The sequence below is a fragment of the Mesorhizobium sp. M2E.F.Ca.ET.209.01.1.1 genome (assembly GCF_004010375.2).
GTDB lineage: Bacteria > Pseudomonadota > Alphaproteobacteria > Rhizobiales > Rhizobiaceae > Mesorhizobium.
This window is the reverse complement of record NZ_SADP02000016.1, coordinates 76,221-102,371: the sequence shown is the minus strand read 5'-3', so window position 1 is coordinate 102,371 and position 26,151 is coordinate 76,221. Positions and strand designations below refer to the sequence as shown.

23 protein-coding genes and 1 pseudogene are annotated in these 26,151 nt (G+C 64.2%); 12 read left to right on the top strand and 12 right to left on the bottom strand.

Annotation, left to right across the window (positions count from 1 at the left end):
* Nucleotides 1-230 precede the first annotated feature (230 nt).
* Entirely contained in the window at nucleotides 231-2,666 is a 2,436-nt protein-coding gene (locus EN852_RS25940) for an EAL domain-containing protein (RefSeq protein ID WP_127878113.1), read from the top strand.
* Between the two features lie 69 nt (nucleotides 2,667-2,735).
* Here the strand turns inward: EN852_RS25940 and acpA are convergent.
* A pseudogene (gene acpA / locus EN852_RS25935) lies at nucleotides 2,736-4,195 on the bottom strand (acid phosphatase).
* Between the two features lie 205 nt (nucleotides 4,196-4,400).
* Between acpA and EN852_RS25930 the strand changes: the two are divergent.
* Both EN852_RS25930 and EN852_RS25925 read left to right on the top strand, forming a co-directional pair.
* Nucleotides 4,401-5,660, top strand: coding sequence for a cytochrome-c peroxidase (locus EN852_RS25930; protein ID WP_127878111.1), 1,260 nt, complete (start codon nucleotides 4,401-4,403; stop codon nucleotides 5,658-5,660).
* 141 nt (nucleotides 5,661-5,801) lie between these two features.
* Nucleotides 5,802-6,059, top strand: coding sequence for a hypothetical protein (locus EN852_RS25925; protein WP_127878109.1), 258 nt, complete (start codon nucleotides 5,802-5,804; stop codon nucleotides 6,057-6,059).
* Nucleotides 6,060-6,218: 159 nt separating this feature from the next.
* Here EN852_RS25925 and EN852_RS25920 read toward each other — a convergent pair whose 3' ends face one another.
* On the bottom strand, nucleotides 6,219-6,806 hold the full coding sequence (locus tag EN852_RS25920) for a dihydrofolate reductase family protein (protein WP_127865041.1): 588 nt from the start codon (nucleotides 6,804-6,806) through the stop codon (nucleotides 6,219-6,221).
* A 96-nt stretch (nucleotides 6,807-6,902) separates the two neighbouring features.
* Here EN852_RS25920 and EN852_RS25915 point away from each other — a divergent pair, with 96 nt between their 5' ends.
* Nucleotides 6,903-7,319 carry a helix-turn-helix domain-containing protein gene (locus tag EN852_RS25915; protein ID WP_127878107.1) on the top strand — a complete coding sequence of 139 codons (417 nt, stop codon included), beginning with the start codon at nucleotides 6,903-6,905 and terminating at the stop codon, nucleotides 7,317-7,319.
* A gap of 149 nt (nucleotides 7,320-7,468) precedes the next feature.
* Here the strand turns inward: EN852_RS25915 and EN852_RS25910 are convergent, their stop codons facing one another.
* The 6 genes from EN852_RS25910 to EN852_RS25890 form a co-directional block, all read right to left on the bottom strand.
* The gene (locus EN852_RS25910) at nucleotides 7,469-7,684 is read right to left on the bottom strand and encodes a hypothetical protein (RefSeq protein ID WP_127878105.1); all 216 of its coding nucleotides are present in this window, start codon (nucleotides 7,682-7,684) and stop codon (nucleotides 7,469-7,471) included.
* 412 nt (nucleotides 7,685-8,096) lie between these two features.
* Nucleotides 8,097-8,243 (bottom strand): hypothetical protein, encoded by a 147-nt coding sequence (locus EN852_RS40970; RefSeq protein ID WP_189401139.1) that lies wholly within the window; start codon nucleotides 8,241-8,243, stop codon nucleotides 8,097-8,099.
* Between the two features lie 98 nt (nucleotides 8,244-8,341).
* On the bottom strand, nucleotides 8,342-8,572 hold the full coding sequence (locus tag EN852_RS25905; RefSeq protein WP_127878104.1) for a hypothetical protein: 231 nt from the start codon (nucleotides 8,570-8,572) through the stop codon (nucleotides 8,342-8,344).
* Between the two features lie 340 nt (nucleotides 8,573-8,912).
* Complete coding sequence (locus tag EN852_RS25900; protein ID WP_127878102.1) at nucleotides 8,913-9,335, bottom strand: hypothetical protein; 423 nt, start codon at nucleotides 9,333-9,335, stop codon at nucleotides 8,913-8,915.
* A 99-nt stretch (nucleotides 9,336-9,434) separates the two neighbouring features.
* On the bottom strand, nucleotides 9,435-9,995 hold the full coding sequence (locus EN852_RS25895) for a cytochrome c (RefSeq protein WP_127878100.1): 561 nt from the start codon (nucleotides 9,993-9,995) through the stop codon (nucleotides 9,435-9,437).
* Complete coding sequence (locus tag EN852_RS25890) at nucleotides 9,992-11,443, bottom strand: multicopper oxidase family protein (protein ID WP_246694399.1); 1,452 nt, start codon at nucleotides 11,441-11,443, stop codon at nucleotides 9,992-9,994. The genes EN852_RS25895 and EN852_RS25890 overlap by 4 nt, the downstream gene beginning before the upstream one ends.
* Nucleotides 11,444-12,214: 771 nt before the next feature.
* On the opposite strand from EN852_RS25890, the gene EN852_RS25885 reads away from it, so the two are divergent.
* Together EN852_RS25885 and EN852_RS25880 are read left to right on the top strand one after the other, a co-directional pair.
* Nucleotides 12,215-13,696: a DUF2778 domain-containing protein gene (locus EN852_RS25885; RefSeq protein ID WP_246694398.1), complete on the top strand. Its 1,482-nt coding sequence runs from the start codon at nucleotides 12,215-12,217 to the stop codon at nucleotides 13,694-13,696.
* A gap of 218 nt (nucleotides 13,697-13,914) precedes the next feature.
* Complete coding sequence (locus EN852_RS25880; protein WP_127878096.1) at nucleotides 13,915-15,162, top strand: glycosyltransferase; 1,248 nt, start codon at nucleotides 13,915-13,917, stop codon at nucleotides 15,160-15,162.
* A gap of 2 nt (nucleotides 15,163-15,164) precedes the next feature.
* Here the strand turns inward: EN852_RS25880 and EN852_RS25875 are convergent, their stop codons facing one another.
* Nucleotides 15,165-15,923: a DUF4239 domain-containing protein gene (locus EN852_RS25875; protein WP_127865035.1), complete on the bottom strand. Its 759-nt coding sequence runs from the start codon at nucleotides 15,921-15,923 to the stop codon at nucleotides 15,165-15,167.
* A gap of 214 nt (nucleotides 15,924-16,137) precedes the next feature.
* On the opposite strand from EN852_RS25875, the gene EN852_RS25870 reads away from it, so the two are divergent.
* Both EN852_RS25870 and EN852_RS25865 read left to right on the top strand, forming a co-directional pair.
* Complete coding sequence (locus EN852_RS25870) at nucleotides 16,138-16,923, top strand: ThuA domain-containing protein (protein WP_127878094.1); 786 nt, start codon at nucleotides 16,138-16,140, stop codon at nucleotides 16,921-16,923.
* A 101-nt stretch (nucleotides 16,924-17,024) separates the two neighbouring features.
* A complete protein-coding gene (locus EN852_RS25865; protein ID WP_127878092.1) occupies nucleotides 17,025-18,083 on the top strand; it encodes a Gfo/Idh/MocA family oxidoreductase in 1,059 nt (352 codons plus the stop codon).
* 136 nt (nucleotides 18,084-18,219) lie between these two features.
* Here EN852_RS25865 and EN852_RS25860 read toward each other — a convergent pair whose 3' ends face one another.
* The 3 genes from EN852_RS25860 to EN852_RS25850 all read right to left on the bottom strand — a co-directional run bounded on the left by EN852_RS25860 (nucleotide 18,220) and on the right by EN852_RS25850 (nucleotide 21,671).
* Nucleotides 18,220-18,942, bottom strand: a complete 723-nt coding sequence (locus tag EN852_RS25860) for a 3-keto-5-aminohexanoate cleavage protein (protein WP_127878090.1) — start codon at nucleotides 18,940-18,942, stop codon at nucleotides 18,220-18,222.
* A 169-nt stretch (nucleotides 18,943-19,111) separates the two neighbouring features.
* The gene (locus EN852_RS25855; protein WP_127878088.1) at nucleotides 19,112-20,044 is read right to left on the bottom strand and encodes a dimethylarginine dimethylaminohydrolase family protein; all 933 of its coding nucleotides are present in this window, start codon (nucleotides 20,042-20,044) and stop codon (nucleotides 19,112-19,114) included.
* A gap of 31 nt (nucleotides 20,045-20,075) precedes the next feature.
* On the bottom strand, nucleotides 20,076-21,671 hold the full coding sequence (locus EN852_RS25850; protein WP_189546173.1) for an amidohydrolase: 1,596 nt from the start codon (nucleotides 21,669-21,671) through the stop codon (nucleotides 20,076-20,078).
* Between the two features lie 82 nt (nucleotides 21,672-21,753).
* Between EN852_RS25850 and EN852_RS25845 the strand changes: the two genes are divergently transcribed.
* The 4 genes from EN852_RS25845 to EN852_RS25830 all read left to right on the top strand — a co-directional run bounded on the left by EN852_RS25845 (nucleotide 21,754) and on the right by EN852_RS25830 (nucleotide 26,149).
* Complete coding sequence (locus EN852_RS25845; RefSeq protein WP_127878084.1) at nucleotides 21,754-22,641, top strand: LysR substrate-binding domain-containing protein; 888 nt, start codon at nucleotides 21,754-21,756, stop codon at nucleotides 22,639-22,641.
* A 370-nt stretch (nucleotides 22,642-23,011) separates the two neighbouring features.
* The gene (locus tag EN852_RS25840) at nucleotides 23,012-24,106 is read left to right on the top strand and encodes an ABC transporter ATP-binding protein (RefSeq protein ID WP_127878082.1); all 1,095 of its coding nucleotides are present in this window, start codon (nucleotides 23,012-23,014) and stop codon (nucleotides 24,104-24,106) included.
* 71 nt (nucleotides 24,107-24,177) lie between these two features.
* Nucleotides 24,178-25,293 carry an ABC transporter substrate-binding protein gene (locus EN852_RS25835; protein WP_127878080.1) on the top strand — a complete coding sequence of 372 codons (1,116 nt, stop codon included), beginning with the start codon at nucleotides 24,178-24,180 and terminating at the stop codon, nucleotides 25,291-25,293.
* A 22-nt stretch (nucleotides 25,294-25,315) separates the two neighbouring features.
* Complete coding sequence (locus EN852_RS25830) at nucleotides 25,316-26,149, top strand: ABC transporter permease (protein WP_127878078.1); 834 nt, start codon at nucleotides 25,316-25,318, stop codon at nucleotides 26,147-26,149.
* The last annotated feature ends 2 nt before the right edge of the window (nucleotides 26,150-26,151 follow it).

The window sequence follows — 26,151 nt, the reverse complement described above, 5'->3', positions numbered from 1 at the left end:
ATCCTAGGCAAGCAAGGAGATGGCGGCGCGGGCTGCCGGATTGATTCAGGCTGTCGCGCAGGCGAAACGTTGGAAAAGCTGGCGGGAACGGCCTCCCACCTCTTTCGGCCGTTGGCCGCGTGGGCTCGAAAATCGATCGCACGATCCGGGTTGCGATGAAGGGCTAAGGCACATTAGCGGTTCCTAAACCGTGAAGCGATATCTCTTGCAGATTGTAGGACGCTTTGCGGATGAACGCCTTCTGGCGAATGACCGGATTTGCTTTGATCATGGTGACCGGCGCGGCGACGCTGGCCGCGTTGCACATCCGTTCTCAGCGCGACTTCGCGCTCGCCAAGGAACGCTACCTCGAGAACTCCCAGGCGGCATCGCGGGCAACCGCCAAAACCGTCGAAGACGCGTTGCGCGCCATCTATGAGAATGTCCGGACCCTAACCTACCTGCCGAGCGTGCAAAACCTCGATCGCCATGGCACGAATCTCGGCGAGGAAGGCCGCGCCACGATCCAGCAGATCTACAACAACCTGGCCAACAACGTTTCCATCTCCGAAGTCTACTTCCTGCCGCTGGATTTCGACCCCGATCGCTTCGACCCGGTGACGGGAAAGCTGGAGGAGCCGATCCTCCAGTTCGACCAGTTGATCGTGAACGCCAGGGCAAGGACCGACGCCAGCAGCGCCAAAAAACTCGCAACGCTGGACAATCAATCGCTGACGCGTCCGCCCGAAGAGGTCGAGACCTATGAATACCACGAGCTCGCCAGGCAGCTTGCCTGGCTCAAGGCGAACTATCCGACTTCGAGCAATATCGAAGGGCTCAACGTACCGATCATCGGCACGAAAGAGCTGATCACCTGCGACAACACGGACTTCATCCACAGCGGCAACGACGCCGACCGATCGGGCTTCATCCTGTCGGTTCCCGTTTTCGCGGCCGACGGCAGCCTGCGGGGCTCGGTTTCGGCCATCATGCTTACCTCGGCGCTGAGAAAGCTTCTGCCCAGCGCCGATTATGTCATCGTCAATGCGGACTACAGTTTCGAGTCCGACCAGCATCGGCTTTCGACGTCGCTGGCGGCGGATACAAGTTCCTTCACCGCCCCCGATCCAAAACTGATCTATTCGGAAGTGATCCCGCTTTCCCTCAACGATCCGAGAAGCGCGTGGCGGCTCTGGGCCGGATTCCCGAACAGCCGGTTCGAGAACGATGTCGATGTCCAGTCGGTGCGGCAGTTCGAACTTGCGAGCTATGCCGCAACCGCCATCGTCACCCTGCTGGCGTTGGTGTGCTGGTATGCAATCGGGCGCACGATGTCGATGCAGACAGAGGCCGCCGAGACCCTGGAACGGCGGGTGGATGAACGCACAGCCGAGATCCAGCACCTGGCCACCCATGACATCCTGACTGGCCTGCCGAACCGTAGGCTGCTGGCGGATACGATGGACGAGGCGTTGCGCAGTCTCAGGGACGCCGAGAAGCTGGCCGTGCATTGCATTGATCTCGACCGCTTCAAGCCGGTCAACGACACGCTTGGCCATCCGGTCGGCGACGAGCTTTTGCGCGCCGTGGCGGCGCGGCTGAAGCAGCAGGCCGGTGAAACCGCCATGGTGGCGAGGGTCGGCGGCGACGAATTCACAATCCTGCAGTTGCTGTTCGATGACGACGACCAGGCCGGAGGGCTGGCGAGCCGAGTCATCCATGCGCTCTCCGGCGAATTTTCCATTCAGGGCCACACGATCAACATCGGTAGCAGCATCGGCATCGCCGTCTTTCCCGAGGACGGACAGAGCTCCGAGGTCCTGATCAGAAATGCCGACCTTGCCCTTTACAAGGCCAAGATGGAAGGCCGCGGCACCTGCCGGTCGTTCGAGCCGGGGATGGATGCGCGACTTCAGGAGCGCCGCCAACTCGAGGCTGAACTGGCCGTGGCCGTGGCAGACAATCAGTTCGTGCTCCACTACCAGCCGCTGCATGAGGCAATGACCTCTAAGCTTACCGGCTTCGAGGCGCTCGTACGATGGAACCATCCGCGACTCGGCCTGCTGGCACCGTCGGAGTTCATCCACCTCTCTGAAGAGACCGGCGTTATCGACGCGCTCGGTGAATGGATCTTGCGGCAAGCCTGCTCCGACGCCGCCCAATGGCCATTGCCCGTCAAAGTCGCGGTCAATCTGTCGCCGATCCAATTCAAGCAGCAAGGGCTGCCGCTTCAAGTCGCCGCGGCGCTCGCAGCCTCCAGCCTCATGCCGTCGCGGCTAGAGCTCGAGATCACGGAGTCGGTGCTGCTGGCGCACAACGAGCACACGATCAAGACCCTGCACAGCCTGCGCGATCTCGGCGTCGGCATCGCCATGGACGATTTCGGGACGGGATACTCCTCGCTGAGCTATCTGCGGTCCTTCCCGTTCAACCGTATCAAGATCGACCGCAGCTTCGTCAGCCTGATGTGCGAAAGCAGCGAGAGCCGTGCCATCGTCAAGGCGGTCGCCGATCTCGGCTCAACGCTCGGCATGACCACGACCGCCGAAGGCGTCGAGACCGAGGATCAGTACCGCCTGGCCAAGGAGAACGGCTGCACGGACGTGCAGGGATGGTTGTTCGGACGACCGATGCCGGCGTCCGAGCTCGCAGCCTTTTTCGAGGCACCGCGCGCCCTTACCGCCTGACGACGCGATCTTGCCGGCAGAACGACAAAGGGCCCGCCAAGCGGGCCTTTTGCACAAGATGTCTCAATCCTACTTCGTCAGATCCAGCGCGGCGCTGAGATCCCCCATCGGCGACTGGTCGTTGTTGCGCAGCGCCTTGTCTCGGGCGACTATCCCTTGCAGCCCATCTTCGCGTAGGGCGAGATGATGAAGGCCGGGACGCGGTTGCCCGGGCCCCAGCGGTCGGCCTTGGGCGGCGCGACGTGGTCCCAGAAGCCGCCATTCTCGTCATAGGTGACGACGACCAGCATATGGGCCCATTGCGGGCTCTTCTCCAGATGCGAAACGATGTCGGCCAAATGCTGGTCGCCCGAGGTCACCTCGGTATAGCCGGCATGTTCGTTGAGGTTGCCCTGCGGTTTGTAGAAGGAAACCTGCGGCAGCTTGCCGTCGTCGATCGCCTTGATGAACTCTTCGCCGCCGAGGCCGCCATCCTTGATGTGCTCGGCGCGCGCGGCGGTGCCGGGCGCATAAGCCGCGAAATAGTTGAAGGGCTGGTGGTGGAACTGGAAGTTCGGCACGGGCGTCGCGTTCTTGCCGTCAAGCGCGGCCTGCCAGGCGCCTGAATACCAGGCCCAGGAAATACCCTTGAGCGACAGGAGATCGCCGATGGTGATCTCGTGCTGCGGCGGCAGCGTGTTCGGCTGCGACGGATCGGCCAGCGCCTTGTCGCCACCCTCGACCGGCTTGTTGGCGCTCGGCTGATAAGGCGGCTGCATGGTGTTGACGGCGTAGAAGTCGGGCGTGATGGATCCGTCATTGGCGAATTTCGGCACGCCGCCAAGTGCGGAGGCCGGCGAATTGTCGGCCGGCTTCAGCGTCACGCCATCCGGCTCGACCACCGCGATCTGGCCCTTCGCTGGGCTGGTGTCGGCATTCGGATAATAAGGCACGCAGGCGCAGGCCAGCATGAAGTGGTTGAGGAAGGACCCGCCGAAGGCGCCCTGGAAGAAGTTGTCGGCCAGCACATATTTCTGGCCGATCGCCCACATCGGCAGCTTCGAGCCATCGTAATGGCCCATCACCAGCGCGCCGGAATCCGCCCAGGCGACGAACTTGTCGTTCTTGCCGCCGTCGATCTGCATCTGCTCCTGATAGAAGCGATGCCACAGGTCATGTGTGATGACGCCGGTGTTCTCGTTAAAACCCTTGGGATCGTCGATGGCGAAGACGGCATTGGGAAGATGCGCGCTCTGCGCTTCCGTCACCGCCGGCGTCACGCCCTTGCCGGTCAGCCCGCCCCAGGCCGGCGGCAATTCGGAGAGCGGCTTGCCGTCGCGGTCGAGCTGGAGCGCCTGGTTCGGCGACACGTTGGCCAGGCCGTTGGCGCCGGGGAAGCCGCCATAGAGATTATCGAAGCTGCGGTTCTCGGCATAGATGACGACGACGGTGTCGATCTTGTCGTAGCCGGGAGGAGCCGCCAGGGCAGCAGCGGCGAGCGATGCCAGCGCCGTGGTGGCGAGGCAAAGGGAGAGAAAAGACCGGGTCATTGGGAAGTGCCTCGTGGCTGGGGAATGGCTGGAGGACGGCTATGCGTGTGCGAGAATAACGAACAGGATGGACCCAGCTACTTCGATGCCTTATCACCTTTGTGACATTTGGCGCCGTCTCAAACACGGTTTCGTGAGCGCGAAGACTGGTCATCAATCTTTTGCACTGCCTCCTTACTTCCCGGCAGAATTCAGGATGGCACCGATGACGATGGGAAGATGGCAAAGCCGGGCGGTCGTCATTGCAGCGGCTTCGATCGTCGGCTTCATCGTGCCAGCCAACACCGCGGAGCCTTCCAGCGTCCATCCCGGCCCGATGTCACGCCAGGAAGCCTATGCGCGCGCCGAAGCACTGACGTCGCTCGGGCGAAAAATGTTCTTCGACCCTTCGCTTTCGGCTTCCGGCAAGCAGGCCTGCTCGTCCTGCCACGATCCCAACCACGCCTTCGGACCGGCCTCTGCCTCGCCGATCGAGATGGGCGGGGCGAAGCTCGACCAGCCCGGTGTTCGCGCGGTGCCGTCGCTGCGCTATTTGCAGGCGGCGCCAGCCTTCACCGAGCATTTTTACGATTCCGAGGACGAAGGCGACGAGAGCATCGACAACGGCCCGACCGGCGGCCTGACCTGGGATGGCCGCGCCGACCACGGCCAGGATCAGGCGAGGATCCCGCTGCTCTCGCCCTTCGAGATGGGCAACAAGGACGAGGCCCAGGTGGCCGCCAGCCTGCGCAAGGTGCCCTATGCGGACGCCTTCAAGGCGGCCTTCGGCGTCGATGTCTTCGACCATCCGCAGGACGCCTTCGACGCGGCGGTTGAAGCGCTCGGCACCTTCGAGCAGAGCGGCACCGACTTCTATCCTTATTCCAGCCGCTACGACGCCTTCCTTGCCGGCAAGGCACAGCTTTCGGCGCAGGAATTGCGTGGACGCATGCTGTTCGAGGACGAGGCGAAGGGCAATTGTGCGAGCTGCCACTTGAGCGAACCAGCCAATGACGGCGAGCCGCCGCAATTCACCGATTATGGCCTGATCGCGATCGCCGTGCCGCGCAATCCGGCCATCCCCGCCAATGCCGATTCCGATTACTTCGACCTCGGGCTGTGCGGTCCGCTGCGCACCGATTTCAAGGGCCGCGCCGAATATTGCGGCCTGTTCAAGACGCCGACGCTGCGCAACGTGGCCTTGCGCAAAAGCTTCTTCCACAACGGCTATTTCCACACGCTGCGCGACGCGGTCGCCTTCTACGCCAGCCGCGACACGGATCTTGGGCGCTGGTATCCGAAGAAGGCGGACGGCACGGTGCACAAATTCGACGACCTGCCAAAGGCTTACTGGCCGAACCTCAACACCGACCCGCCCTTCAACGGCAAGAAACCCGGCGACAGACCGGCGCTGACCGACGCCGAGATCGACGACATCGTCGCCTTCCTCGGCACGCTGACCGACGCCGACCAGGCGGGGCAGTGAGGCGGCTCAGCCGCTGTAAGGAAAGGCGGCGCGGGTTTCCGGTCGGGATTGTCCCCTGCAATTATGCGCCTGTGTGAGCCAGGTCATAGGAACGACAATCAGCGTCTGCTATATTAGAGTCTCATCAGAGCGGGGGCTCGAATGAGGTTCGTCGCGGTGCAGGAGCCGCCCCATCACAGTTGGGCGGTGGTTGATACGATCAACGACGCGCCGGTGGAATTTGCCGGCCGGGTGCTAATCGGACTTACATCGCGTGAAGCGCGCTGGTTCGTCGCCGTGGCGAATGATCCTATGCCCTGGCCGCAAGGCGGCCGGCGGGTTGCGTGGCTGCGGGTCATCGGTCATAGCGCCGATGGCAGGTTGCTGGCTTTGGAAAAACACGGCCGCACAGCCGGTTAAAGCATGTCTCCCGAAAGTGGTAACCGGTTTCGGGATAAAGACATGCGCAAAATCAAAAAACCTAAAGCGCATGAGCGAATCTGAAAGATCGCGACGTGCTTTAGGAAGGCACGCTGCCGAATTGATTCAAGGCAGATCGTTCTGCGCTGTCTCGGCCCCTCATTGCGCCGGAGCGTAGCGGCTTACCACCATACCGCAGGCATAGGACTTCGAGCCGAGGAGTTTCAACCTGGCAAATCCGCCCTGATGGAAGATGCGGCGGCCGCTGCCCAGCACCGCCGGATTGATGAAGAGCTGGAACTCGTCGACCAGGCCGGCGGCGATCAGCGCCGAGGCGAAGCCGGCGCCGCCGAACACCGCGATGTCGCCGCCCTCTCCCTGCTTCAGCGCATCGACCTCGCGCGGGAGGTCGCCGCTTACGACCCGTGTCCGTTCCCAGCGCGAAGCTCCGAGCCTGTTGCTCGCCACCACCTTCTCAGCCTCGACGATGCGCCGCGCGAAAGCATAGAAGCGATCCTTCGGATATTTCTTCGCCGCATTGCCCCAATGGGCAAGGTAGCCCTCCTCCGCCATCTTGCGGCTCAACAGGATGGTGTCGACGGTCGCGAAGACGGCATTGAAATCCTGTTTGAGCTCCTCGTCCCAGGCGCTGTCGTCGCCCCATTCCCAAAGCTGCCAGCGACGATCCTCATCGGAGCCGACAAAGCCGTCCACCGACATTTGCATCTGCAGGATCAGCTTCCTCATCTTCGTTCTCCTCGCCAATGATTTACTTTTGGAACCATTTGACGCAATGCGATAATGGTGTCAATAGTAAATTGGTTTACAAATGGAAGCATATTAATGGCGACCAAGGGACGGTCCGGCTGCCCGATCAGCCTCTCGCTCGAAATGCTCGGCGACCGCTGGACGCTGCTCATCATCCGCGACCTGGCTTTCGCCGGGAAACGGCATTTTCGCGAATTCCTGCAGTCCGACGAAGGCATCTCGTCGCGCACGCTGGCGGAGCGGCTGCAGACGCTGCAGGACGAAGGCATCCTCACCCGAAGCGACGATCCCAGCCATGGCCTGAAGTCGATCTACCGGCTGACCGAGGCCGGCATCGACCTGTTGCCGGTGCTGGCTACGCTGGGGGCCTGGGGCAGCAAACACCGCAAGGCCGACGACAAGCTCGCCCGAATCGCCGATGACCTCGCGGCCGGCGGCGAGCCGGAGCTGCGGCGGATGAAGGCGACGCTCAGGGCGCAACATCTGGGATAGCGAAGGCGGAATACCGCGCTCCGCCGGCCACCTATGTCCAAACGCTTGGGGTCAGCGGGCGGTTCAGTGCGTCGAGGCAAATGCAACGCCCGCGTGCCGTCCGCCGATTTGTCCCGCATTTTCACAGTTGGCTATGAGCGTCGACGATCTCAACCATCCGGTCCGCTCTGCAGCGGTCCGGCCGGCTCCTCGGCCGGTGGCTCCCCGGGAAGCCCCAGTCGCAGCCGCTCCTCCTCGGCGAAGCTCTCGGCCTGTTCGTGAATATCGAACACTTGCTGCGTCAGCCTGCCACCCTCGACGACGCGCACGATCCATTGGCCATTGATGGCTTTTACACGGACGCTGTCTGGCTCGCTTGTTACCATATACGGCCCCTGCCCTTCGGCCCAAGTATCTGATGTCTAGACCCAATAGGATCTAGAGCGCGCGAAGTTGCCGAAAAGCGGAGCTGATCGTTCTTTAGTGCAAAGGCACTCGCCGATACTCAACAGATTTTTGGAATCTGAGAAATAAAAACGATTATGGCGCCTACGCTGCCTGATCCCCGGCGGACATAACTCGCGGAGCGATGGGGCGGCCCGGCAGCCTTGGGGGGTGATACTGGGTTCGGCGGCCGGGCCTAACCGGAGTTTGCGAGGCCGCCGGCTACAGGAAAGGATGCGCTCGCGCCCATGCAAGGGCAAGAACGACCTAGGCCCTAGGACCAAAGCTTCAAGCGTAGGGCCGAAACGGACCAATTACAATCAGACTGGAAAACCACCTGCAGCCGGCCGCGCGTCAAAGGCCGAGATAATGCCGGCCGACGAGATAGCCGAGCGCCGCGACCACCAGCGGAAACAGCGCCGGCGCCGCCCTGCTGAACAGCGAGGCGCTTATCTCCTTGGCGGGAGCGCTGGGTTTGGCATTGCCGAGGTTTTTGGTCATGGCTCGCTACCCCGTTGGGGCTGATTGCCGGCGGAGCCATTAAATTAGAAGTCGCTTATTAAGTTTCCGGCAAGCCCAACGCTACAATTCGCGGCAATTTATTCCGATTGCTGGGTGCGCTCGGCAAGCGCGAAAGCCTGGAGGTTGCGCGATTTGCCGGGGTCCTGGTCGGCATTGGCGATGATGGCGTGGAAGGCCGCGCGGGCGATGTCCTTCTTGGCGTCGGGATGCTCCTTGCGCACCGCCTTGACCAGATCCTTCGGCGTCATGCTGGGGGTGACGAGGCGCATCAGCGTGTCGCCTATGGCCTGCAATTCGCTGGCATCCATAACGATGACCCTTTTTGACGGGATAAGCCTAGCATATAGGGGCGCGGGCGCGTCACTTTTGTGATACGCGCCGGTCAAAATCGGAGCTGGGCGACGGTCGCCATGACCCAAGCTGTGGATGATCGGGATCCGAAATGGCCAAAGGCGAACTGGCGCCCGCAACCCTTGGCCTCTAGCCTAAAGATCCTCATGGCGAAGGCGTCCAGCCGTGAATTCTCGCGATAGCAAAGCCGCACCGCAAGGCGGCCGCGACATACCCCTACGGGAAGGCCTTGGCAAATCGTCAAGGCCTTCCGTCGAACGGTTCAGCGCCCTATGAAAGAGCTGAGCGCTCTGTCTTTTACGCGGGCACAAGGACGGCGATGCGATGCACGCCGACTTCCTTGCTGGTATTCGTCGCCTCGTCGGTCTTGCCTTTGGAGCAGGTGTACATGTCACCGACCTTGAGCTTGAACTCCTTGTCCGCCTTCTTGATAGTGAATGCGCCGGAAGTAATGGTGCACACCATGTCGTTATCCATCACGGTCTGAGGGGCGTGCGCTCCGGGCTGAAACACCACGTCGACAATCGAGATGCTCTTGTAGGCGGGAATGTCGGAGTTGCCGGTGCCGACCTCGACCACTCTGACGCCCGGCGCGATCTCCTTGCCTTCGTTCGCACCGTACTTCTTGGTTTTCGCAAATGTTGCCGTGGCGAACAGGGGAGCAACCGTTGCGGCCGTCACGCCGAGCGCGATTGCGGATCTACGATTCATCGTCTTCATCGCATCCTCCCTAAACCTGTCATGCACGAATGAGCATGGCCTCATTATATTAGCACATACTGATTTGATTGCGCGGAAAAGCGCGTGTCGGTGGCAGCCTTACTGTTGCTTTTGCCGGAACTTCGAATGGCAGCTCGTACAGTCCTGCAGGATGAGGTGCAGGAGATGTTCCGCCGGCATGGTGGCTGGATCAGCTTCAGCCGCGCCGGGGCGCTTGCCGAGCAGGCTGCCGCCATCCATCGGCGGCCCGGTCATCCGCATGTCGGCGGTGATCCCGGGCGGCGCGTTCCCGGCCTTGACCGCGAGCGCATCGGCGAGCCGGCCGATATGGCGGGCGAGCGCCTCGAACTCCAGCCGGGCCTGGTCGATCTCCGGTTTGGCGGCCGACGGCGCGCCAAGCGTGCCCTGCGGGAATTCGCCGGTCAGGGCGCCGGCGCGGCCGCTCAGGTTGTCCGCCGCCGCCTTGAAGGCCGCCGGTTCATAGGCGCGCTTGCCGTCGAACATTTCGGCGATCGCCCTGGCTGCGGCCGCCATCTCCTTCATCGAGGCCTGGCGCGCCGCCACGATGGGGTCGCCCGGCCCCGCCGCCAGCGACGGAGCAAGGATCAACGGGCCGGCGAGCGCAAGCATCGCCGCCGCTACAATTATGCGATCCCTCATGCCAGCACGTCGACGATGCCCATCATGCCGAGCTGTTCATGCTCCAGGATGTGGCAGTGATACATGCGCGCACCCGGGCGTTCCTGGCGCGTGAGAAGCCGCACCGTCTCGCCGCGCGCCACGTTGACCGTGTCCTTCCACGCCAGATAAGGCGGCTTGGCGACCTTGCCGCCCTGTTCGCGCTCGACCACCTGGAACTGCGTGCCGTGGATATGGAACGGATGGTCCATGTCGGCCTGGTTGACGATTTCCCAAAGCTCGGTATCGCCGGCCCGGGCGACGATGTCGACGCGCCCCATGTCGAACGCCTTGCCGTTGATCAGGAAGTCCATCCCCATGCTCGCGGCATTCATCGTCATGGCCTCGGTGAGGACGAGGCGGCGGCTGACGGTGGGAGTCCCAAGCGGCGCGATCGGCCTTAGCCGCTCGGGCAGCGGCGGCATCGCCTCGGCCGGCGTTTCGGAAACACCGACCGTCAGCAGCGTCAACCCGGCGTCCGTGGGCCGGCCCGGCCCCATCCAGCCGCGGTCGTAGGGAAGCGTGGTGAGCGTGGCGGCGCCCGGCCGGTCGAAAGCGACGACCAGTTCGACGCGCTCGGCCGGGCTGAGCAGGATCTCCTCGGCCGCCACCGGCTTCTCCAGGAGACCGCCGTCGCTGCCGATCACGGTCATCGAGGCGTTGGCGAAGGCGAGCCTGAGGAAGCGCGCATTGGTGGCGTTGTAGAACCGCAAGCGCCGCTTCGCACCCGCCGCCACCGCCAGCTTCGGGTTCTTCTGGCCGTTGACCAGCACATGGTCGCCGACGCGGCCGTTCATCATGTCGATCATGGTGTTGTCGGGCATGGATCCGTCGGCGGCCAGGCGAAGGTCGGTGAACATCAGCGCGGTGTCGCCATAGGCCGCCGGAACCGGATCGGCTTTCGCCTTGACGACGAAAGCGCCGGCAAGGCCGCGATAGACCTGCTCGGCCGTCCGGCCATGCGGATGCGGGTGATACCAGTAGGAACCGGCCGAGCCCACGGGCAGCTCGAAGGCGTAGACGCGGTCGGCGCCCGCAGCAACCGGGTCCATCGGGTTGCCGTCCTGGTCGGCGGGCACCGGCATGCCGTGCCAGTGGATGGTGCTTTGCTCACCCGCGATCCGGTTGGCGAAGGTGATCTCGACGCGGTCGCCCTCGTAAGCCTCGATCAACGGCCCTGGGCTCGTGCCGTTATAGGCGAGGATCGACGTGTCCTGACCCTCAACGAAGCGCGCCGTGGCGGGCTCGGCTGTCAGCCGCGCCTTGAACAGGCCGGGCCGGCCGGCCTTGTTGGCCAGCAGCGGCAACTCGCGCAGCGCCTCGCCCTCGGGCAGCGCCGCGGGCGCTTGCGTCATGGCGCCCATGTCATGGCCGGCATGACTGCTCATATCCATGCCGGGCATGGAGTCCATGTTCGACATGTCGTCCATCTTCATTTGCGCCAGAGCGCGGGGTCGCCAGAACCGCCGCCAGGCCTGCCGCCAGAAAACCGCGTCGATGCATTTTTTCTCCTGGATCTCGGTTGGGAAGGACGCCGCCGGGACGATCCTTTGAGCACGCTACGGGTTCCAGTAACTGGAAGGTCAAGAGCGATGTCGCGGCCGAAGCGCTCCCACCCGCAGTGACTTTTTTCGGGTGTTTTTGTCCGGATGGCGCGAAGAGCGATCCCGGACCGCCGCCCGATCGGCTGGTCCACAACATTTCCGGCCTGCCTGTTTCAAGGTTCGCCGAACGGTCGCATTTTGACCCCAATCCACCTCTAGCCGGCTGAAGATGTTGCGGTTCCGGTCTTCACGGTTTCTTGACAGAGGCCCGAAAAACGGGCAGCAAAGCGGGTGAGGGAGAGCATTTTTACCGTGGCGAAGACCATGGAAGGCTCTTTTTTCGTATGGACCGTCGCCAAATCGGCGATTGGTGGAGGGATTGGTTAACCATCTTTGTCCATCTTTTGAATCAATCGGCAACAGACGCGTGAAGGTGCAGGGGGCACCGGCGAACTGTGATCGTGACGGGTGCCAGGTCCGCAAACCGGCATGCCGATTGAGAGTGGTCGTATGGCGTTTTTGCGTTTGAAAAACCGGGGTGACGCTCCTCATGGGGGGGTAGCTTCGAAAAAGTCTGGTCATCGTTGGGTCCTGGTGCCTGCTGTCGGCGCCGCCCTCGCCCTATGGTCCGCCGCAACCTTGGCGGGACTCTATTCGGTGAGCACCTCGCTGACCGCCGCTTCCAACGGATTGCCGCAGGGCGTGCTTTCGCCGCGCACCATCGCGCTTGGCGACCAGCGCCGGCAGATTGCCAATGCCTGGGCGCTGCATCTTGGCGTCAATGGCGGCTATAAGCCGGGCTCGCTCACCGGGAGTTGCGATGCCGGCTGCTTCAGCCTCGCGACAAGCTTCAGGCAGGGCGGCCAACTTACTGAAAAACTTAAGGATAAAGTTCTCGACGGCAAGATGGCGCGCCTCAGGCTGCCCTCGCCCGACAGCGTCGCGCATGAAAAGGTCGTCGTGGTTGCTTCGGCTGCCGGAGTCGTCGACCGTTTCGACGGCGTGGTGAAGCGGGCGGCGCTTTCGCCGCAGAAGCTTGCCGATGCCTTTGCCCGCGCCGAGAAAGCGCCGTTCCTGCTGGCCAGCCTGCCTTCGGCAAGCCGCTTTGGCGGCGCGCAGCCGGACGCCCCGATCGAGGCCCGCTTCGGTCCACAGCCGGCCGAGACCCCCGAAGCTTCCGAGCTGGCGCTGGCGCTTGCCAACGTCGCGCCCGAGGATACGGCGGATGTTCCGACTGCCGTCGCGCTGCAAAACAGCGACGCGCCCAATGTCGCCGGCCCCGATGCTGCTAACAGTGCGGACAACGGCAAGGACGGCGGGTACCAGGTCGCCTCGCTGCCGCCGCAGGACGATCTGCCCGATGCCATTGCCGTGCCCGGTCTTCGCCCGCGCACCACGCTGGAGCGCGCCACCGAGGCGCCCGAACAGAATGCGGCCAAGCCGCAGAAGCCGGAGGCCGCGAAGCCGCAGGCCGCCAAGGCCAAGCCGCAGCCGACCGAATCCGACACCGTGCAAAGCGCGCCGACGGCGGTTTCACCGAGAAGCGGCGACCAGGCCCTGCCCGGCGTGGCGAATTCGAAGCCGATAGTGGCCGACACCAAGCCCGGCAAGCGCAAGGCGCAGGCGTCGGAAATGCTCGCCTATGCCAAGCCGGACACGCCGGAGCGCGGTAACCTTGGCGGCGCTTTCCGCAGCCTGTTCAATGGGCCTTCGACGGGCAATGGCGTCGCCGTCTACGATATTTCGGCGAGAACCGTTTACATGCCCGACGGCTCCAAGCTCGAGGCGCATTCGGGACTGGGGTCGATGGTCGACCAGCCACGCTTCGTCAATCGCAAGAATGTCGGCCCGACGCCGCCGGACACCTACAATCTGTCGATGCGTGAATCGCGCTTCCATGGCGTCGAGGCTATCAGGCTCACGCCGACCAGCGGCAGCAACAAATATGGCCGCAACGGCTTGCTCGCCCACACTTACATGCTGCGCGGCGGCCGTGCGGAATCCAATGGCTGCGTCGTCTTCAAGGACTATCACCGCTTCCTTGCCGCCTACAAAAGCGGCAAGATCAAGCGCCTTGTCGTCGTCCCACGCCTGACAAGCTCCCCCACCCGGGTCGCGCAGGAAGGCCGCCAGGGTTAAGCCTGCTCCTTGCCGGCGAACGTGTCGCCGGCATTTTAGTCCCCACTTGCTGATCCGAAGGGCCTCGCGCCAAAACGCGCGTGAACGCCGATGCCATCACGGTACCTAAGAAGCGATAACGACCCTTCCCAGGATGTAGATATGGCGCCGCCCGGGCTTGCGGCAAGCCCCCGGGCATGGCGTATCAACGCTGCTCCGAAAAGAAAACGGAGCACGGAATGCGGATCTTGTTATCGACTTACGGCTCGCGCGGCGACGTCGAACCATTGGCGGCGCTGGGCGCGGCGTTGCAGGCGCATGGCGTCGAGGCCCGCGTGAGCGCGCCGGGCGACGCGGAGTTCGCCGCGCTTCTGGAGCGCGCCGGCGTGCCGCTGGCGCCGGCTTTCGCGCCGGTGCGCGAATGGGCGAAGGAGATGGTCAACCGGTCGCGATCGGCGACACCCGAGGACAGGGCCAGGCTCATCTCCGGCCAGGCGACCGAGATCGCCGCCAGGCAATATGAGGCGCTGAGCGCGGCCGCCGAAGGCTGCGACGCGGTGGTGGCGTTCGGCCTCTTCCCATCCTGCGCCGCCGCGCGGCTGGTCGCGGAACAACGCGGCATGCGCTACGTGCTCGGCACGTTCTGCCCCATCTGGCTGCCGTCGCAGCATAACCGGCCGCACGAATATCCTGGACATCCGCTGCCGGCTGGCGTGACCGACAACCGGCTGCTGTGGGAAACGGACATGCGGACTAAGAACGCGCTCTTCGGCGAAGCGGTCAACGGCCAGCGCGCATCGCTCGGACTGCCGCCGGTGCAAAATGTCCGGGACTATGTCTATGGCGATACCGTCCTGCTCGCCTGCGATCCGGTGCTCGGCCCATGGCTGCCTTCGGACCTGATCGACGCCGTGCAGACCGGCGCCTTGATCCTGCCGGACGAACGGCCCGTCCCCGATCGGCTCAACGCGTTCCTCGATGCCGGTCCGCCGCCGGTCTATGTCGGCTTCGGCTCGATATCGGTTGCCAGGGAAGCCGGCCGCGCCGCGATCGAGGCAATCCGCGCCAGGGGCCTTCGCGCGGTGCTCGCACAGGGCTGGGCTGGGCTCGGCCTCATCGATGATGGCGACGACTGCTTTATCATCGGCGAGGTCAACCAGCAGGCGCTGTTCGGCCGCGTCGCCGCCGTCATCCATCACGGCGGTGCCGGCACCACGGTCGCCGCCGCGCGGGCGGGAGCGCCGCAGCTGATCGTGCCGCAGATCGGCGACCAGCCCTATTGGGCCAGGCGCACCGCCCAGCTCGGCATCGGCGCTGCCCATGACGGTCCGGTGCCGACGACGGAGTCCTTGTCGGCGGCATTGGACGTGGCGCTGGCGCCCGAAACCCGCACTCGAGCGGCGGCAGTGGCTGGCAATATCCGCGCCGACGGCGCCGAGGTGGCGGCAAGGCTGCTGATTGAACTCCTCGGCCAATCCAGCCGGTGAACTCATTGCGCGGTCAGTTCCGCCAGCGCCCTTTGCAGGGGCGCCGGCGAGATCTGGATCGGGCCTGAAAAGGGCGAGTCCATGTCAATGATCAGATAGATCGCCGCGGCCACCAGCGCCGCCGAAATGAGGCATGTGAAGACGACGGTTCCATTGCGCGGCGCCCTGAAACCGAAGCTGGCGAAGATCAGCGTCAGCCAGGCGACGAGCAGGACGATCAACGGCGCAGGAATGGCGCCCTCGGACTGCTCGGCAAGTATCCAGCGTTGCTCGACCAGCTTTTGCAGCTGTTGTGTAGCGGCCTGCTGCGTGGCGGTTTGCCTGGCATCCGCGGGCGTCAATCCCGCCATGAGGTCGCCGACCTGATTGAGCAGCAGTTCCGACAGCCTGTTCGGGACGACCGTCGTGTCGCTGTCGGCCGTTGAGGTCTCGACGACACGCTGGACATAGGCCGTGAGCGACTGCCGGGCGCTGTCCGCCGCCGGCCCATAGAGCCGGAGCGTTCGGTCGAGCAGAATGAGATCAGTAGCGAAGGTGTGTACGTTGCCGTTGATGGACTCGAATGTGTTCTTGGCCGAGTTGATCATCAGGCCGAGCATAAGCGACGACATCACCACGAAAAGGTTCGCGGCAAGCCGCACCACCGCGCTGGTGTCGTCCCCAAGGTGGTGGGCAGGGAAGCGCTCGTGCACCATCAGGCTGACCAGCGAGGCCCCGGCCAGGCAAGCAAAGATCGCTGTCCCTACAAGCACTTCGCCCATGGCTGACATTGTAGTCGAGGCGCGGCGCTTGCCAATCGGCTATGCGGCGGTTGAATCAATGTCGATCATAAGGACGTATATCGTTGGCCGATAAGGATACTTTCGCGCCGGGCTCCGTGCACGGCGAAGCGACGGTCGAAAACCGCTTTCAATACCGGGCGAAGGCGCTATCTATGACCGCCGGGGCGGCTCCCAACCATTCACGAGGCAATCCATGACAATTCGCGCTGTCGTCTGGGGCGAGAACATCCATGAGCGGACCAATGAGGTGGTGGCCTCCATCTATCCGGAAGGCATGCATGCGACCATCGCCAAGGCGCTGAATGCCGACAAGGCGATTTCCGCCTCGACCGCCACGCTGGAGCAGCCGGAGCACGGCCTGCCGGAATCCCGCCTCGCCGAGACCGACGTGCTGGTCTGGTGGGGCCACAAGGACCATGGCGCGGTCGCCGACAATGTGGTCGAGCGTGTTGCAAAGCGCGTCTGGGAGGGCATGGGCCTGATCGTGCTCCATTCCGGCCATTTCTCCAAGATCTTCAAGCGGCTGATGGGCACGCCCTGCACGCTGAAATGGCGCGAGGCCGGCGAGCGCGAGCGGCTCTGGGTGACCAGCCCCAGCCACCCGATCGTCGAAGGCGTCGGCGAGTTCTTCGAGCTCGAGAACGAGGAGATGTATGGCGAGCAGTTCGCCGTGCCGGAGCCGCTGGAAACCGTTTTTATCTCCTGGTTCCAGGGTGGCGAGGTTTTTCGCTCGGGCCTGACCTACCGGCGCGGCGCCGGCAACGTCTTCTACTTCCGGCCCGGGCATGAGACCTATCCGACCTACCACGACGCCACCGTGCACAAGGTGCTGCGCAACGCGGTGAAGTGGGCGCATAACCCGCAAGGGTCGAAGCCCGCCATTCTCAATGCGCCGAACGTGCCGGTCGAGAAGGCGCTGGAGCCGATCGAGGAGCGTGGACCAAAGCTGCACGCGCATGGCGAGGCCGGCTTCCGCTAAAAAGCGCTTCCCTCTTTGCTTGGGATTGCGCGGACACAGCGTCTGGGCCACATTCGCCTCGCATGATTGAATCGAACCAAACCGCTCGGAGAAGCAGAAAAATGCGGCTTTTGATACTCGGAACCGGCTGGATGGCGCAGGAACATGCCCGCCGCTTCGGCGCCATCGAGGGGGTCAACATCGTCGGCGCGGTCGACGTCGATGCGGCTCGTGTCGGCGAGTACGCTGACGCCTACAAGATTCCGAAGCGCTTCACCTCGCTTGAGGCGGCGATCGACTGGGGCGGCTTCGACGCGGTCGCCAATGTCACGCCCGATCGCATCCACCATCCGACCACCATGGCGCTGGTCGCCGCCGGCAAGCCGGTATTGTGCGAGAAGCCGCTGGCCGAAAATTTCGGCAAGGCCAGCGAAATGGCCGACGCGGCGGAAGCCGCCGGCATCGTCAACATGGTCAACCTCACCTATCGCAACGTGGCCGCGCTGCAGAAGGCGCGCCAGATGGTGCAGGCCGGCGAGATCGGTACGGTGCGTCATGTCGAGGCATCCTATCTGCAGAGCTGGCTGGTGTCGAAATTCTGGGGCGACTGGCGCACCGATCCGAAATGGCTGTGGCGGCTGTCGCGCGGCCACGGCTCCAACGGCGTGCTGGGCGATGTCGGCATCCATATCCTCGATTTCGCCAGCTATGGCGCCGCGCTCGACATCGACCATGTCTTCTGCCGGCTGCGCGCCTTCGACAAGGCGCCGGGCAACCGCATCGGCGAATACCAGCTCGACGCCAATGACAGCTTCGCCATGACGCTCGATTTTTCCAACGGCGCCTTCGGCGTGGTGCATGCCAGCCGCTGGGCCACCGGCCATATCAACGAACTGCGCCTTCGCATCCATGGCGACAAGGGCGCCGTCGAGGTGGTGCACAATCTCGACGGCTCAATGCTGAAGGCTTGTATCGGCGCCAATGTCGAGAACGCCAAATGGGAGGAACTCGACGCAGGCTCCGTCCCGACCAACTACCAGCGCTTCGTCGAGGCGGTGAAGAGCGGCGCGCAGACCGAGCCGACCTTCCGCCACGCGGCTGGCCTGCAGAAGGTGCTGGACCTCGCCGTGGTGTCTGATGAGAGGCGCGCGGAGTTGAGGGCCAACGCGGATACGCAGTGAGGGCGTTTCCTCGCCCCGCCAAAGGCGGGGAGAGGTGTCCGCGAAGCGGACGGAGAGGGGCCTTCGTAGGGCGCTCCCCTCTCCATCTCGGCTTCGCCGAGCCACCTCTCCCCACTTCGTGGGGCGAGGAACCGGGTCACGCTCGGCGATAAATCCCCACCGCCGCCGCAACCAGCGCTGCATTCCCATCGGCCACGCTGCCGTCCGGCAACTCCTTGCCATCCTCCAACCCAACTCGGGTTGAAAATTTCCGCAGCGCCGCCCGCTGAACAAAAGGCCACACGGTCGCGTTCTCGCCATGCAGCAGGATCGAGCGGTGGATACCCTCGCGCTGCAGCACCTTTTCAATGCCGTTGGCGACAGCGAAGGCCTCGTCCAGCGTCTGCTCGGAAATCTCGATCAGCACGCGCAGCACCCGCCCGCCATGGTCGAGACTGGCAAGCCTGAGCGCGTCGCCGATCGAGGCCAGTCCGGCCTCGATGCCGACGCCGCGGCCGCGCAGGGCCTCCATCACCTCGGGCGCCGCCGTCTCGCTCAGATTGACCGAGGCATAGTCGGGCAGCTCGCGCCAGCCGGAGATGGCAACCAGCGTGCGCAGATCGTCCTTCTCGATCCAGGCGCCGGTGGAGACGCCGATCAGCGTGCCTGGACAGGCGCGGCGCAGTGCCGCGACCGTCCTGTCCATCGCTTCCGGCGCCAGGCTCTCCTGACCATCGGCGCCGCGCGCATGGACATGCAGCTCGGCCGCGCCCGCAGCGATCGAGGCGGCTGCGTCGCGCGCCATGGCCTCAGGATCGAGCGGCAATGCTGGATGAAAATCGGCGGGACGGGCGCCGTTGATGCAGGCCTGGACGATCATCTTTGCGGCAATCCTGTTTTAGGATGGCGAGAGCCTAGCCCAGGCCCAGGATGATCGGAACGGATATGGCAAAGTCTCCTGACAGGCCGGACCTGCAAAGAGAAATCCCCCTGGCCCGACGGCCAGGGGGTAAGCGTTCCCCTTCGGTGGTTTCGGACCTTGAAACCCGTTATGCCGGCACGCGCTTCAGCGCCTGCGCCATGCAGTGGATGCCGCCGCCGGTCTTGGAGATTTCGCTCATGTCGACGGCCGCGACCTCGAAGCCGCGCGCCTTCAACTGGCCGATGAGGCTCTTGCTGGAGGTCGGCGCGATCACCCTGTCCTTGCCGAGCGACATGAAGTTGCAGCCGAGCGCCATCGTGTCCTGGAAGGGCACGTCGATGATCTCGTGGCCCTTGCCCTTCAGCCAGTCGACGATGCCGGGCTCGGTACAGGCGAGGCAGACGGCGGTGAGCTTTTCGGCGATCGGGACCACCATCAGGTCGATATGGACATAGTACTCGTCGATGAAGGCGAGACGCGTCTCCCAGCCTTCCTTGTCGAACCATTCCTTCACCTGGCGGGCGCCTTCTTCCTGGGTGCGGGCGCCGCCGCAGCCGATCAGCACAACGCCGTCCTCGATGACGTTGAAGTCGCCGCCCTCGAAGGTGCCGGCCGTCACCATGTCGTAGATCGGGATGCCGAGCTTTTCATAAGTGCGGATCGCGGCGTAGTTCTCGCCGCGCCGCCACCAGTTGGCCATTGCGGTGATGAAGGCGCCGTAAGGCGTCATGACGCTGGAGTCGCGCGAATAGACCTGCATCGGCAATTCCGGCGTCGGCTCGTGCCAGTGGATGTTGACGCCGAAATGCTCGTAGGCGGCGACGAGGTCCTTGTGCTGCGCCTGCGCGATCTGGATGTTGCAGGGCGCCTCGCGCAGATGTTTCCTCGACAGCGAGCTGGTCGACAGGTGGCGCAGGAAATTGGGCGAGCCGAGCAGCACGTCGGTCAGCACATCGGTTTCGTTGGCGAAGCCCCAGACGGTCAGCGGCTTGGTGCCGCCATTGGGGTTGCGGCGCTGCAGCGAGAACGGCTCGGCGACGATGCGGTCATGGACGGTCATGGTGTTCTCCTCTGGAATGTTCTGTTGATGGTCACGCGGTGGAAGCGGCCGGGATCCACCAGTCGCGCCCGCGCGCGGTGGTGACATATTCCGGCCAGCGGAAATTGATCGGGGGTTCGTAATCGCAAAGCGGCGCGATCCAGTTCGAGCCGCCGACGCCGCCGCCGGTTCGCTTGACGAACTCATCCATGGCGGCGTCACGCGCGACCTTGTCCTCCAGCAGGCGCAGCGCCGTCAGCGCGACCGTCTTGGCGGCGCAGGTGACCATCGGGTCGATGGTGGCGGAAATGCCGCCCAGCGCGTTCATCGCCCAGGACGGATAGGACTGGCCCTTGACCGCGCGCAGCGCCGGGCGGGCGACATAGAATCGCGACGTCGGCGCGTGCCAGCTCATGTCAGTGTAGTCGTCGGAGGTGGAGTTCACCTGCGACGGCGGCAGGTCGCGGCGCAGGATCGCCTCAGCCTCCTGCGGCGCGATCAGCCGCTCCAGCTCGTCGATGAACGGGTTCTCGGTCGCCTCGCCGCCGGCATTGACCTGAACCTCGCGGGCAATGGCCCTCGCCGCCTCGTCCCAGCGCGGCGCGCCGACGGTCGACAGCGCCTGATAAGTGATGTCGGCCATGGCGTGGTTGGCCAGCCCCGGCCGCGACTTCGACACCCAGTGGCGCTCGTAACGGCAGCCGCTCATCCTGGCCGCCGCTTCCGCGTTGCGGTCGAGCACGGCGGTCACCTGCTCGGCCATGGCAATGGTCGGCACGCGGATCATGTACTGGATCTCGGCAAGGCCGGCGGGAAGGTTGTCGGCGGTCGCCTGCCCTGCCGTTAGGATCGCCTCGCTGATCGACCAGCCGCCCTGATGCGTCAGCATGGAATCGCGCAGCGCCTTGGAGGCCATGTACATCATCATCAGCGCGTCGTTGGCGCCGGGCGCCCTGACCGCCGAATGCGCCTGCGGGATGGGTGCTGCATCGCTTACCGCGCGACCCCAGCTCTCGGGCTCGTCGCAGATGAAGCGGTAGATCATCGAATAGGCCGCGCCGCAATGCGTGTCCCAGCGCGCGGTGTTGCACAGCGGCAGCATGTAGAAGGGATGGAAGGAGATCATGCCGGCAAGGCCATCATAATAGCCTTTTGCCGCATGGATCGGCTTCGAGCCCCTCACCTTCTCGGCCGGCTCGCCGGTGAAACGCAGCGTCCCCTTGATGCCATGCTCCAGCATCGCCGCCTTGGTGGCCAGAAGTCCGCCGAGACTGCCGATGCCGAGGCCCGAATGCGGATCGGTATGACCACCCGCTTCGAAACCCAGACCGGGCCGCGGCTGCTTCACCACTGCTGCGTCCTGGCAGTTTCCGGGCACGGCGTCGTACTCACCATACATGCCGATCGCCGGGCCGTCGCCATTCGTCCAATGCGCGCAGAAGGCGGTCGGCATGCCGGCCGACCCTTCCTCGACCGAGAAGCCCTCGCGCTTCAGCCGGTCCACATACCAGGCCGCCGACTGGTACTCGCGCCAGGCGGTTTCGCCGAGATCGAAGATGGTACGCGTCCAGGCCGACAGCAGCGGCTGGATGCTGTCGATCGTGGCAAGCGCGGTTTCCTGCGCGGAACTCGTCACCGGTTTGTCCATGCCGCAAAGAAAGCAGTGAAGCGGCTCGTCAAAAAGTGATATGTTTTCCCGGCTCGTGCAAATTCGGTTCACCTGAGGCCTCTTGCGAATACCGTCCACGCAGGCGCTGCGCGCCCTAGACAGTTTTGCCCGTCATGGCAGCGTGTGGCGCGCCGCCGACGAGCTTCACCTCACCCGCAGCGCCGTCTCGCACCAGCTTCGGCTGCTCGAGCGCGACCTCGGTTTCGATCTGTTGCAGCGCATCGGCAAGGGCGTGGCGCTGACGCCTCGCGGCCAGCGCTACGCGGCCGACGTCAGGAAGGCGCTGACCGTGCTCGGCGACGCGGGGACGCAGAACAGCGGCGCCGGGGTCGGCGGCTCATTCGCTATTTCCTGCCCGCCGGGCTTCGCCTCGATGTTCCTGTGCACCCATATCGGCGAGTTCCAGCAGATGTATCCGGACGTGGCGCTCTCGGTGCTTACACCGCGGCGACTCGACGATGTCAGCAATCCGGATGCCGACGCCTTCATCGCCTTCGGCGTCGGCAACTGGCCGAACCGGGCTGTGGAGCTGCTCTGCGAGGTCTCCTTCACGCCGCTCTGCAGCCCGAGACTGCTCAACAAGGTCGGCGGCTTTTCCAAACCCGCCGACGTGCTGCGCGCCAGCCTGCTCCATCTTTCCGACACCGAGGACTGGGCGCGCTGGCTGGCCCTGTCCAAGGTGGAAAATCCCGATACGGAAGGCGGCATCTTCTTTTCCGACATGAACCTTGTCTTCTCGGCGGCAATCGCCGGCCAGGGCATTGCGCTGGGCGACGAACTCACCGGCCGCCAGGCGCTGAGCGAAGGCCGGCTGGTCAAGCCGTTCGAGGCGACCGTCCCCTCGCCGCGCTCCTATTACCTGGTGTTCGAGCATGCGAAGGCCAGGCACCCGGTGCTCAACGCCTTCAGCGACTGGCTGAGGGCGAAGCTGTCGGAGAGCAGGCTTTAGATTGAGGGCTGCCGCCCTCTCCGGTCGTCATCCTCGGGCTTGACCCGAGGATCCATGCCGTGACGATCGCGAAGGGCATGGCCTATCAGAATTCTGCACCGTTGCAGCTCTCAGAAGTCACGGCATGGATTCCAGGGTCTGCGCGCGTCGCTTCGCTCCTTGCTCCGCCCTGGAATGACGAAGCCGTGGGGCGCTTTCGCCAATCGCGGACGTCGGCGTGCGCGCCGAACGCCTTGCGCCCGCAGACGCTCCAACCACCCACGAACCCCGCCACCCGTGAATCAAATTTGCCGATCAGGCGAAAACTATTCGGTTGCGGTGAACGCGCGCCGTGCCTACGATTTCATCGGGAACTGAGGAAAGAGCCAGGATGCAGCAACCCGGCCGGGCCGCAGAAATCAAGGCGAACGGGATCGGCAAGAGCTTCGGCTCGTTCCGGGCCCTCGACAATCTGTCGCTCGATATCGGCCGCGGCGAGTTCCTGACGCTGCTTGGCCCCTCCGGCTCGGGCAAGACCACTTTCCTGATGATCCTTGCCGGCTTCGTGCAGCCGAGCGAGGGCAAGCTTTTCAGCGACGGCGTCGACATCACCAACCGGCCTGCCGAGCAGCGCGCCGCCGGCATGGTGTTCCAGGGCTATGCCTTGTTCCCGCATATGAGTGTGGAACAGAACATCGCGTTCCCGCTCAAGGTGCGCAAGAAATCCGCCGCCGAGATCAAGAACCGTGTCGGCGAGATGATCGAGCGCGTCGGTCTCAAGGGCCATCAGAAAAAGCTGCCGGCGCAGCTTTCCGGCGGCCAGCAGCAGCGCGTCGCGCTTGCCCGCGCGCTGGTCTTCGAACCGGGTGTGCTCTTGCTGGACGAGCCGTTCTCGGCACTAGACAAGAGCCTGCGCGGCCAGATGCAGGCCGAGATGAAGCGGCTGCATCAGGAGACCGGCACCACCTTCGTCTTCGTCACCCACGATCAGAGCGAGGCGCTGGCGCTGTCATCGCGCGTCGCCATCTTCAACCATGGCAAGCTCTTGCAGGTGGGCAGGCCGGATGAAGTCTATGACAGGCCGGCCAACCGCTTCGTCGCCGAGTTCCTGGGCGAGATCAACATGCTGCCGGTGAAGGGCGTGCGCCCCGCCGACAATGGCGCCACCGGGCTCTGCGAGGACCGCGCGGTCAACATGCGCTGCAAGGCGGAGGCGATCAAAGGCGACGCGATCCTCGCCATCCGTCCCGAGGACATGTCGATCGCGCCGGAAGCGTCGGTCAATGAGAACGGCATCGCCGCGACGGCCGTGGCCTCGACCTATCTGGGTGCCGCGACCAAGCTCGACCTCACCACGCGCCAGGGCGCCAGGGTGACCGTCTCGGTGCCGAACGAGGTCGCGGCCGCGGCCCTGAGCAAGGGCAATTCCGTCTGGCTGACCTGGCCGGCGGAGAAGGGTTTCCTCCTTCCGGACGGAGGACAGTAGACAGCGCTGCTGCGGCCTGAAATCGCCGCACCAGCTTCCGGTTCAAATCAACGACAACAAGGGGAACTGACATGACGAACGACACGAAGAAACAGGCAATGGAAAACCTTGCCGGGCGGGCGAAGCGCGGCGAGATCTCGCGGCGCCAGTTCGCGCAGCTCGCGGGCCTCGTGCTCGCCGGCACGCCGATGCTGTTGCGCTCGACCGGCGCTTATGCCGAGACCAAAGGGCTGGTGCTGGTCAACTGGGGCGGCGACGCCATCACGGCTTACGACGCCGCCTATGGCCAGGCCTTCACCAAGGACACGGGCATCCCGGTCAAGATGGACGGCTCGGGGCCGACGGAAGGCGCGATCGCCGCGCAGTTCAAGAGCGGCGCGCCGACCTGGGACCTGGTCGACGTCGATCCGTTCTCGGCCATCACGCTGGGCGGCCAGGGCATGCTCGAGCCGATCGACTACAAGGTCGTCGACAAGAGCAAGATGCGGCCGGGCTTCGGCTGGGAATATGCCGCGTCCACCTATTTCTTCTCCTATGTGATCGCCTACGACTCGCAGAAATTCGGCTCCAACGCGCCGACCGGCATGGCCGACTTCTTCGACGTCAAGAAATTCCCGGGCAAGCGTTCGCTCTACAAATGGGGCGTGTCGAGCTGGGAAGCCGCCTTGTTGGCCGACGGCGTGGCGCCCGCCTCGCTCTATCCGCTCGATCTGAAGCGCGCGCATGACAAGATCGCCGCCTTCAAGGAGAACGTCGTCTCCTATTGGGGCGGCGGCGCCGAGAGCCAGAGCGTGCTGCTCAACGGCGAAGCCTCGATGGCGATCGTCTGGTCGACACGCGCCTCGCTGATCGAGCAGGATTCCGGCGGCCAGATCAAGTTCATCTGGGACCAGGGCCTGATCTCGCCCGGCGCGCTGGCGGTGCTCAAGAACAACCCCGGTGGCAAGGACGCGGCGATGAAGTTCATCGCCAGCACCCAGGATCCGCAGAAGGAACTGGTGATGTTCGACAAGCTCGGCCAGGGTCCAGCCAATCCAGCGACGGACGCGCTGATCCCGGCCGACAAGAAGCGCATCAATCCGGTCGATCCGGAAAACATGAAGAAGCAGATCGCGCTCGACATGGAGTGGTACGCCAAGAACTACGGCGCGGCGCTCGACGAATACACCAAGATCATCTCTGCCTGATCAGGCAGAGATTTTGAGACCTATGAGAGGCACCCTCTCCGACAGGATGGGCGCGGCGCTGCTGATGGCGCCGTTGCTCCTGTTCCTGATCCTTGCCTATGCCTGGCCGTTCCTCGGCGTGGTGAAGTGGAGCTTTACGCTCCCCGGTCCCGGGCTCGGCCAGTACCACGCGCTGCTCACCGATGACCTGGTGCAGTCGGTGTTCATCCGCACGCTGCGCATCGCGGCGATCGTCACCGCGGTCTCCGTCACCGCCGCATACGCCATCACCGTGGTCTGGGTGCGCGGCAGCCCCGTGCAGCGCGTGCTGGCCGAATTCTGTATCCTGGTGCCGTTTTGGATTTCCGTACTCACCCGCGCGTTCGGCTGGGTGGCGCTGCTCTCCAACCGCGGCCTGATCAATACCTGGCTGCAATCGATCGGCTTCATCTCGGAGCCGTTGACCCTGGTGCGCAACGAATTCGGCGTCATCGTCGGCATGTCGCATTTCCTCATCCCCTTCGCCGTGTTCCCGCTGGCTTCCGCCATGCGCAGCCTCGACGAGCGCGTGCTGCTCGCGGCGCGCGGTCTTGGCTCCAGCCGCATGCGCACCTTCTGGACGGTGTTCGTGCCGATGACGCGCTCCGGCATCATCGGCTCGGCGATGATCACCTTCGTCTTCTCGCTCGGCTTCTTCGTCACGCCGGCAATCCTCGGCGGCGGCCGCAGCGTGATGATCGCGGAGCTGATCTATCTGCGCATCTTCCAGAGCCCGGACTGGGGGCTGGGCGCTGCGATCAGCGTCGTGCTGGTGGTGTTCGTCGGCGCGCTGATGGCGGTGCTGTTCCGCTACGTCAAACCGAAGCAGTTGGTGTAGCG

Bases quoted from the DNA above. Each gene is read 5' to 3' on its own strand.
- EN852_RS25940 (WP_127878113.1), top strand. From the start codon at position 231: ATGAACGCCTTCTGGCGAATGACCGGATTTGCTTTGATCATGGTGACC.
- EN852_RS25930 (WP_127878111.1), top strand. From the start codon at position 4,401: ATGACGATGGGAAGATGGCAAAGCCGGGCGGTCGTCATTGCAGCGGCT.
- EN852_RS25925 (WP_127878109.1), top strand. From the start codon at position 5,802: ATGAGGTTCGTCGCGGTGCAGGAGCCGCCCCATCACAGTTGGGCGGTG.
- EN852_RS25920 (WP_127865041.1), bottom strand. From the start codon at position 6,806: ATGAGGAAGCTGATCCTGCAGATGCAAATGTCGGTGGACGGCTTTGTC.
- EN852_RS25915 (WP_127878107.1), top strand. From the start codon at position 6,903: ATGGCGACCAAGGGACGGTCCGGCTGCCCGATCAGCCTCTCGCTCGAA.
- EN852_RS25910 (WP_127878105.1), bottom strand. From the start codon at position 7,684: ATGGTAACAAGCGAGCCAGACAGCGTCCGTGTAAAAGCCATCAATGGC.
- EN852_RS40970 (WP_189401139.1), bottom strand. From the start codon at position 8,243: ATGACCAAAAACCTCGGCAATGCCAAACCCAGCGCTCCCGCCAAGGAG.
- EN852_RS25905 (WP_127878104.1), bottom strand. From the start codon at position 8,572: ATGGATGCCAGCGAATTGCAGGCCATAGGCGACACGCTGATGCGCCTC.
- EN852_RS25900 (WP_127878102.1), bottom strand. From the start codon at position 9,335: ATGAAGACGATGAATCGTAGATCCGCAATCGCGCTCGGCGTGACGGCC.
- EN852_RS25895 (WP_127878100.1), bottom strand. From the start codon at position 9,995: ATGAGGGATCGCATAATTGTAGCGGCGGCGATGCTTGCGCTCGCCGGC.
- EN852_RS25890 (WP_246694399.1), bottom strand. From the start codon at position 11,443: ATGGACGACATGTCGAACATGGACTCCATGCCCGGCATGGATATGAGC.
- EN852_RS25880 (WP_127878096.1), top strand. From the start codon at position 13,915: ATGCGGATCTTGTTATCGACTTACGGCTCGCGCGGCGACGTCGAACCA.
- EN852_RS25875 (WP_127865035.1), bottom strand. From the start codon at position 15,923: ATGGGCGAAGTGCTTGTAGGGACAGCGATCTTTGCTTGCCTGGCCGGG.
- EN852_RS25870 (WP_127878094.1), top strand. From the start codon at position 16,138: ATGACAATTCGCGCTGTCGTCTGGGGCGAGAACATCCATGAGCGGACC.
- EN852_RS25865 (WP_127878092.1), top strand. From the start codon at position 17,025: ATGCGGCTTTTGATACTCGGAACCGGCTGGATGGCGCAGGAACATGCC.
- EN852_RS25860 (WP_127878090.1), bottom strand. From the start codon at position 18,942: ATGATCGTCCAGGCCTGCATCAACGGCGCCCGTCCCGCCGATTTTCAT.
- EN852_RS25855 (WP_127878088.1), bottom strand. From the start codon at position 20,044: ATGACCGTCCATGACCGCATCGTCGCCGAGCCGTTCTCGCTGCAGCGC.
- EN852_RS25850 (WP_189546173.1), bottom strand. From the start codon at position 21,671: ATGGACAAACCGGTGACGAGTTCCGCGCAGGAAACCGCGCTTGCCACG.
- EN852_RS25840 (WP_127878082.1), top strand. From the start codon at position 23,012: ATGCAGCAACCCGGCCGGGCCGCAGAAATCAAGGCGAACGGGATCGGC.
- EN852_RS25835 (WP_127878080.1), top strand. From the start codon at position 24,178: ATGACGAACGACACGAAGAAACAGGCAATGGAAAACCTTGCCGGGCGG.
- EN852_RS25830 (WP_127878078.1), top strand. From the start codon at position 25,316: ATGAGAGGCACCCTCTCCGACAGGATGGGCGCGGCGCTGCTGATGGCG.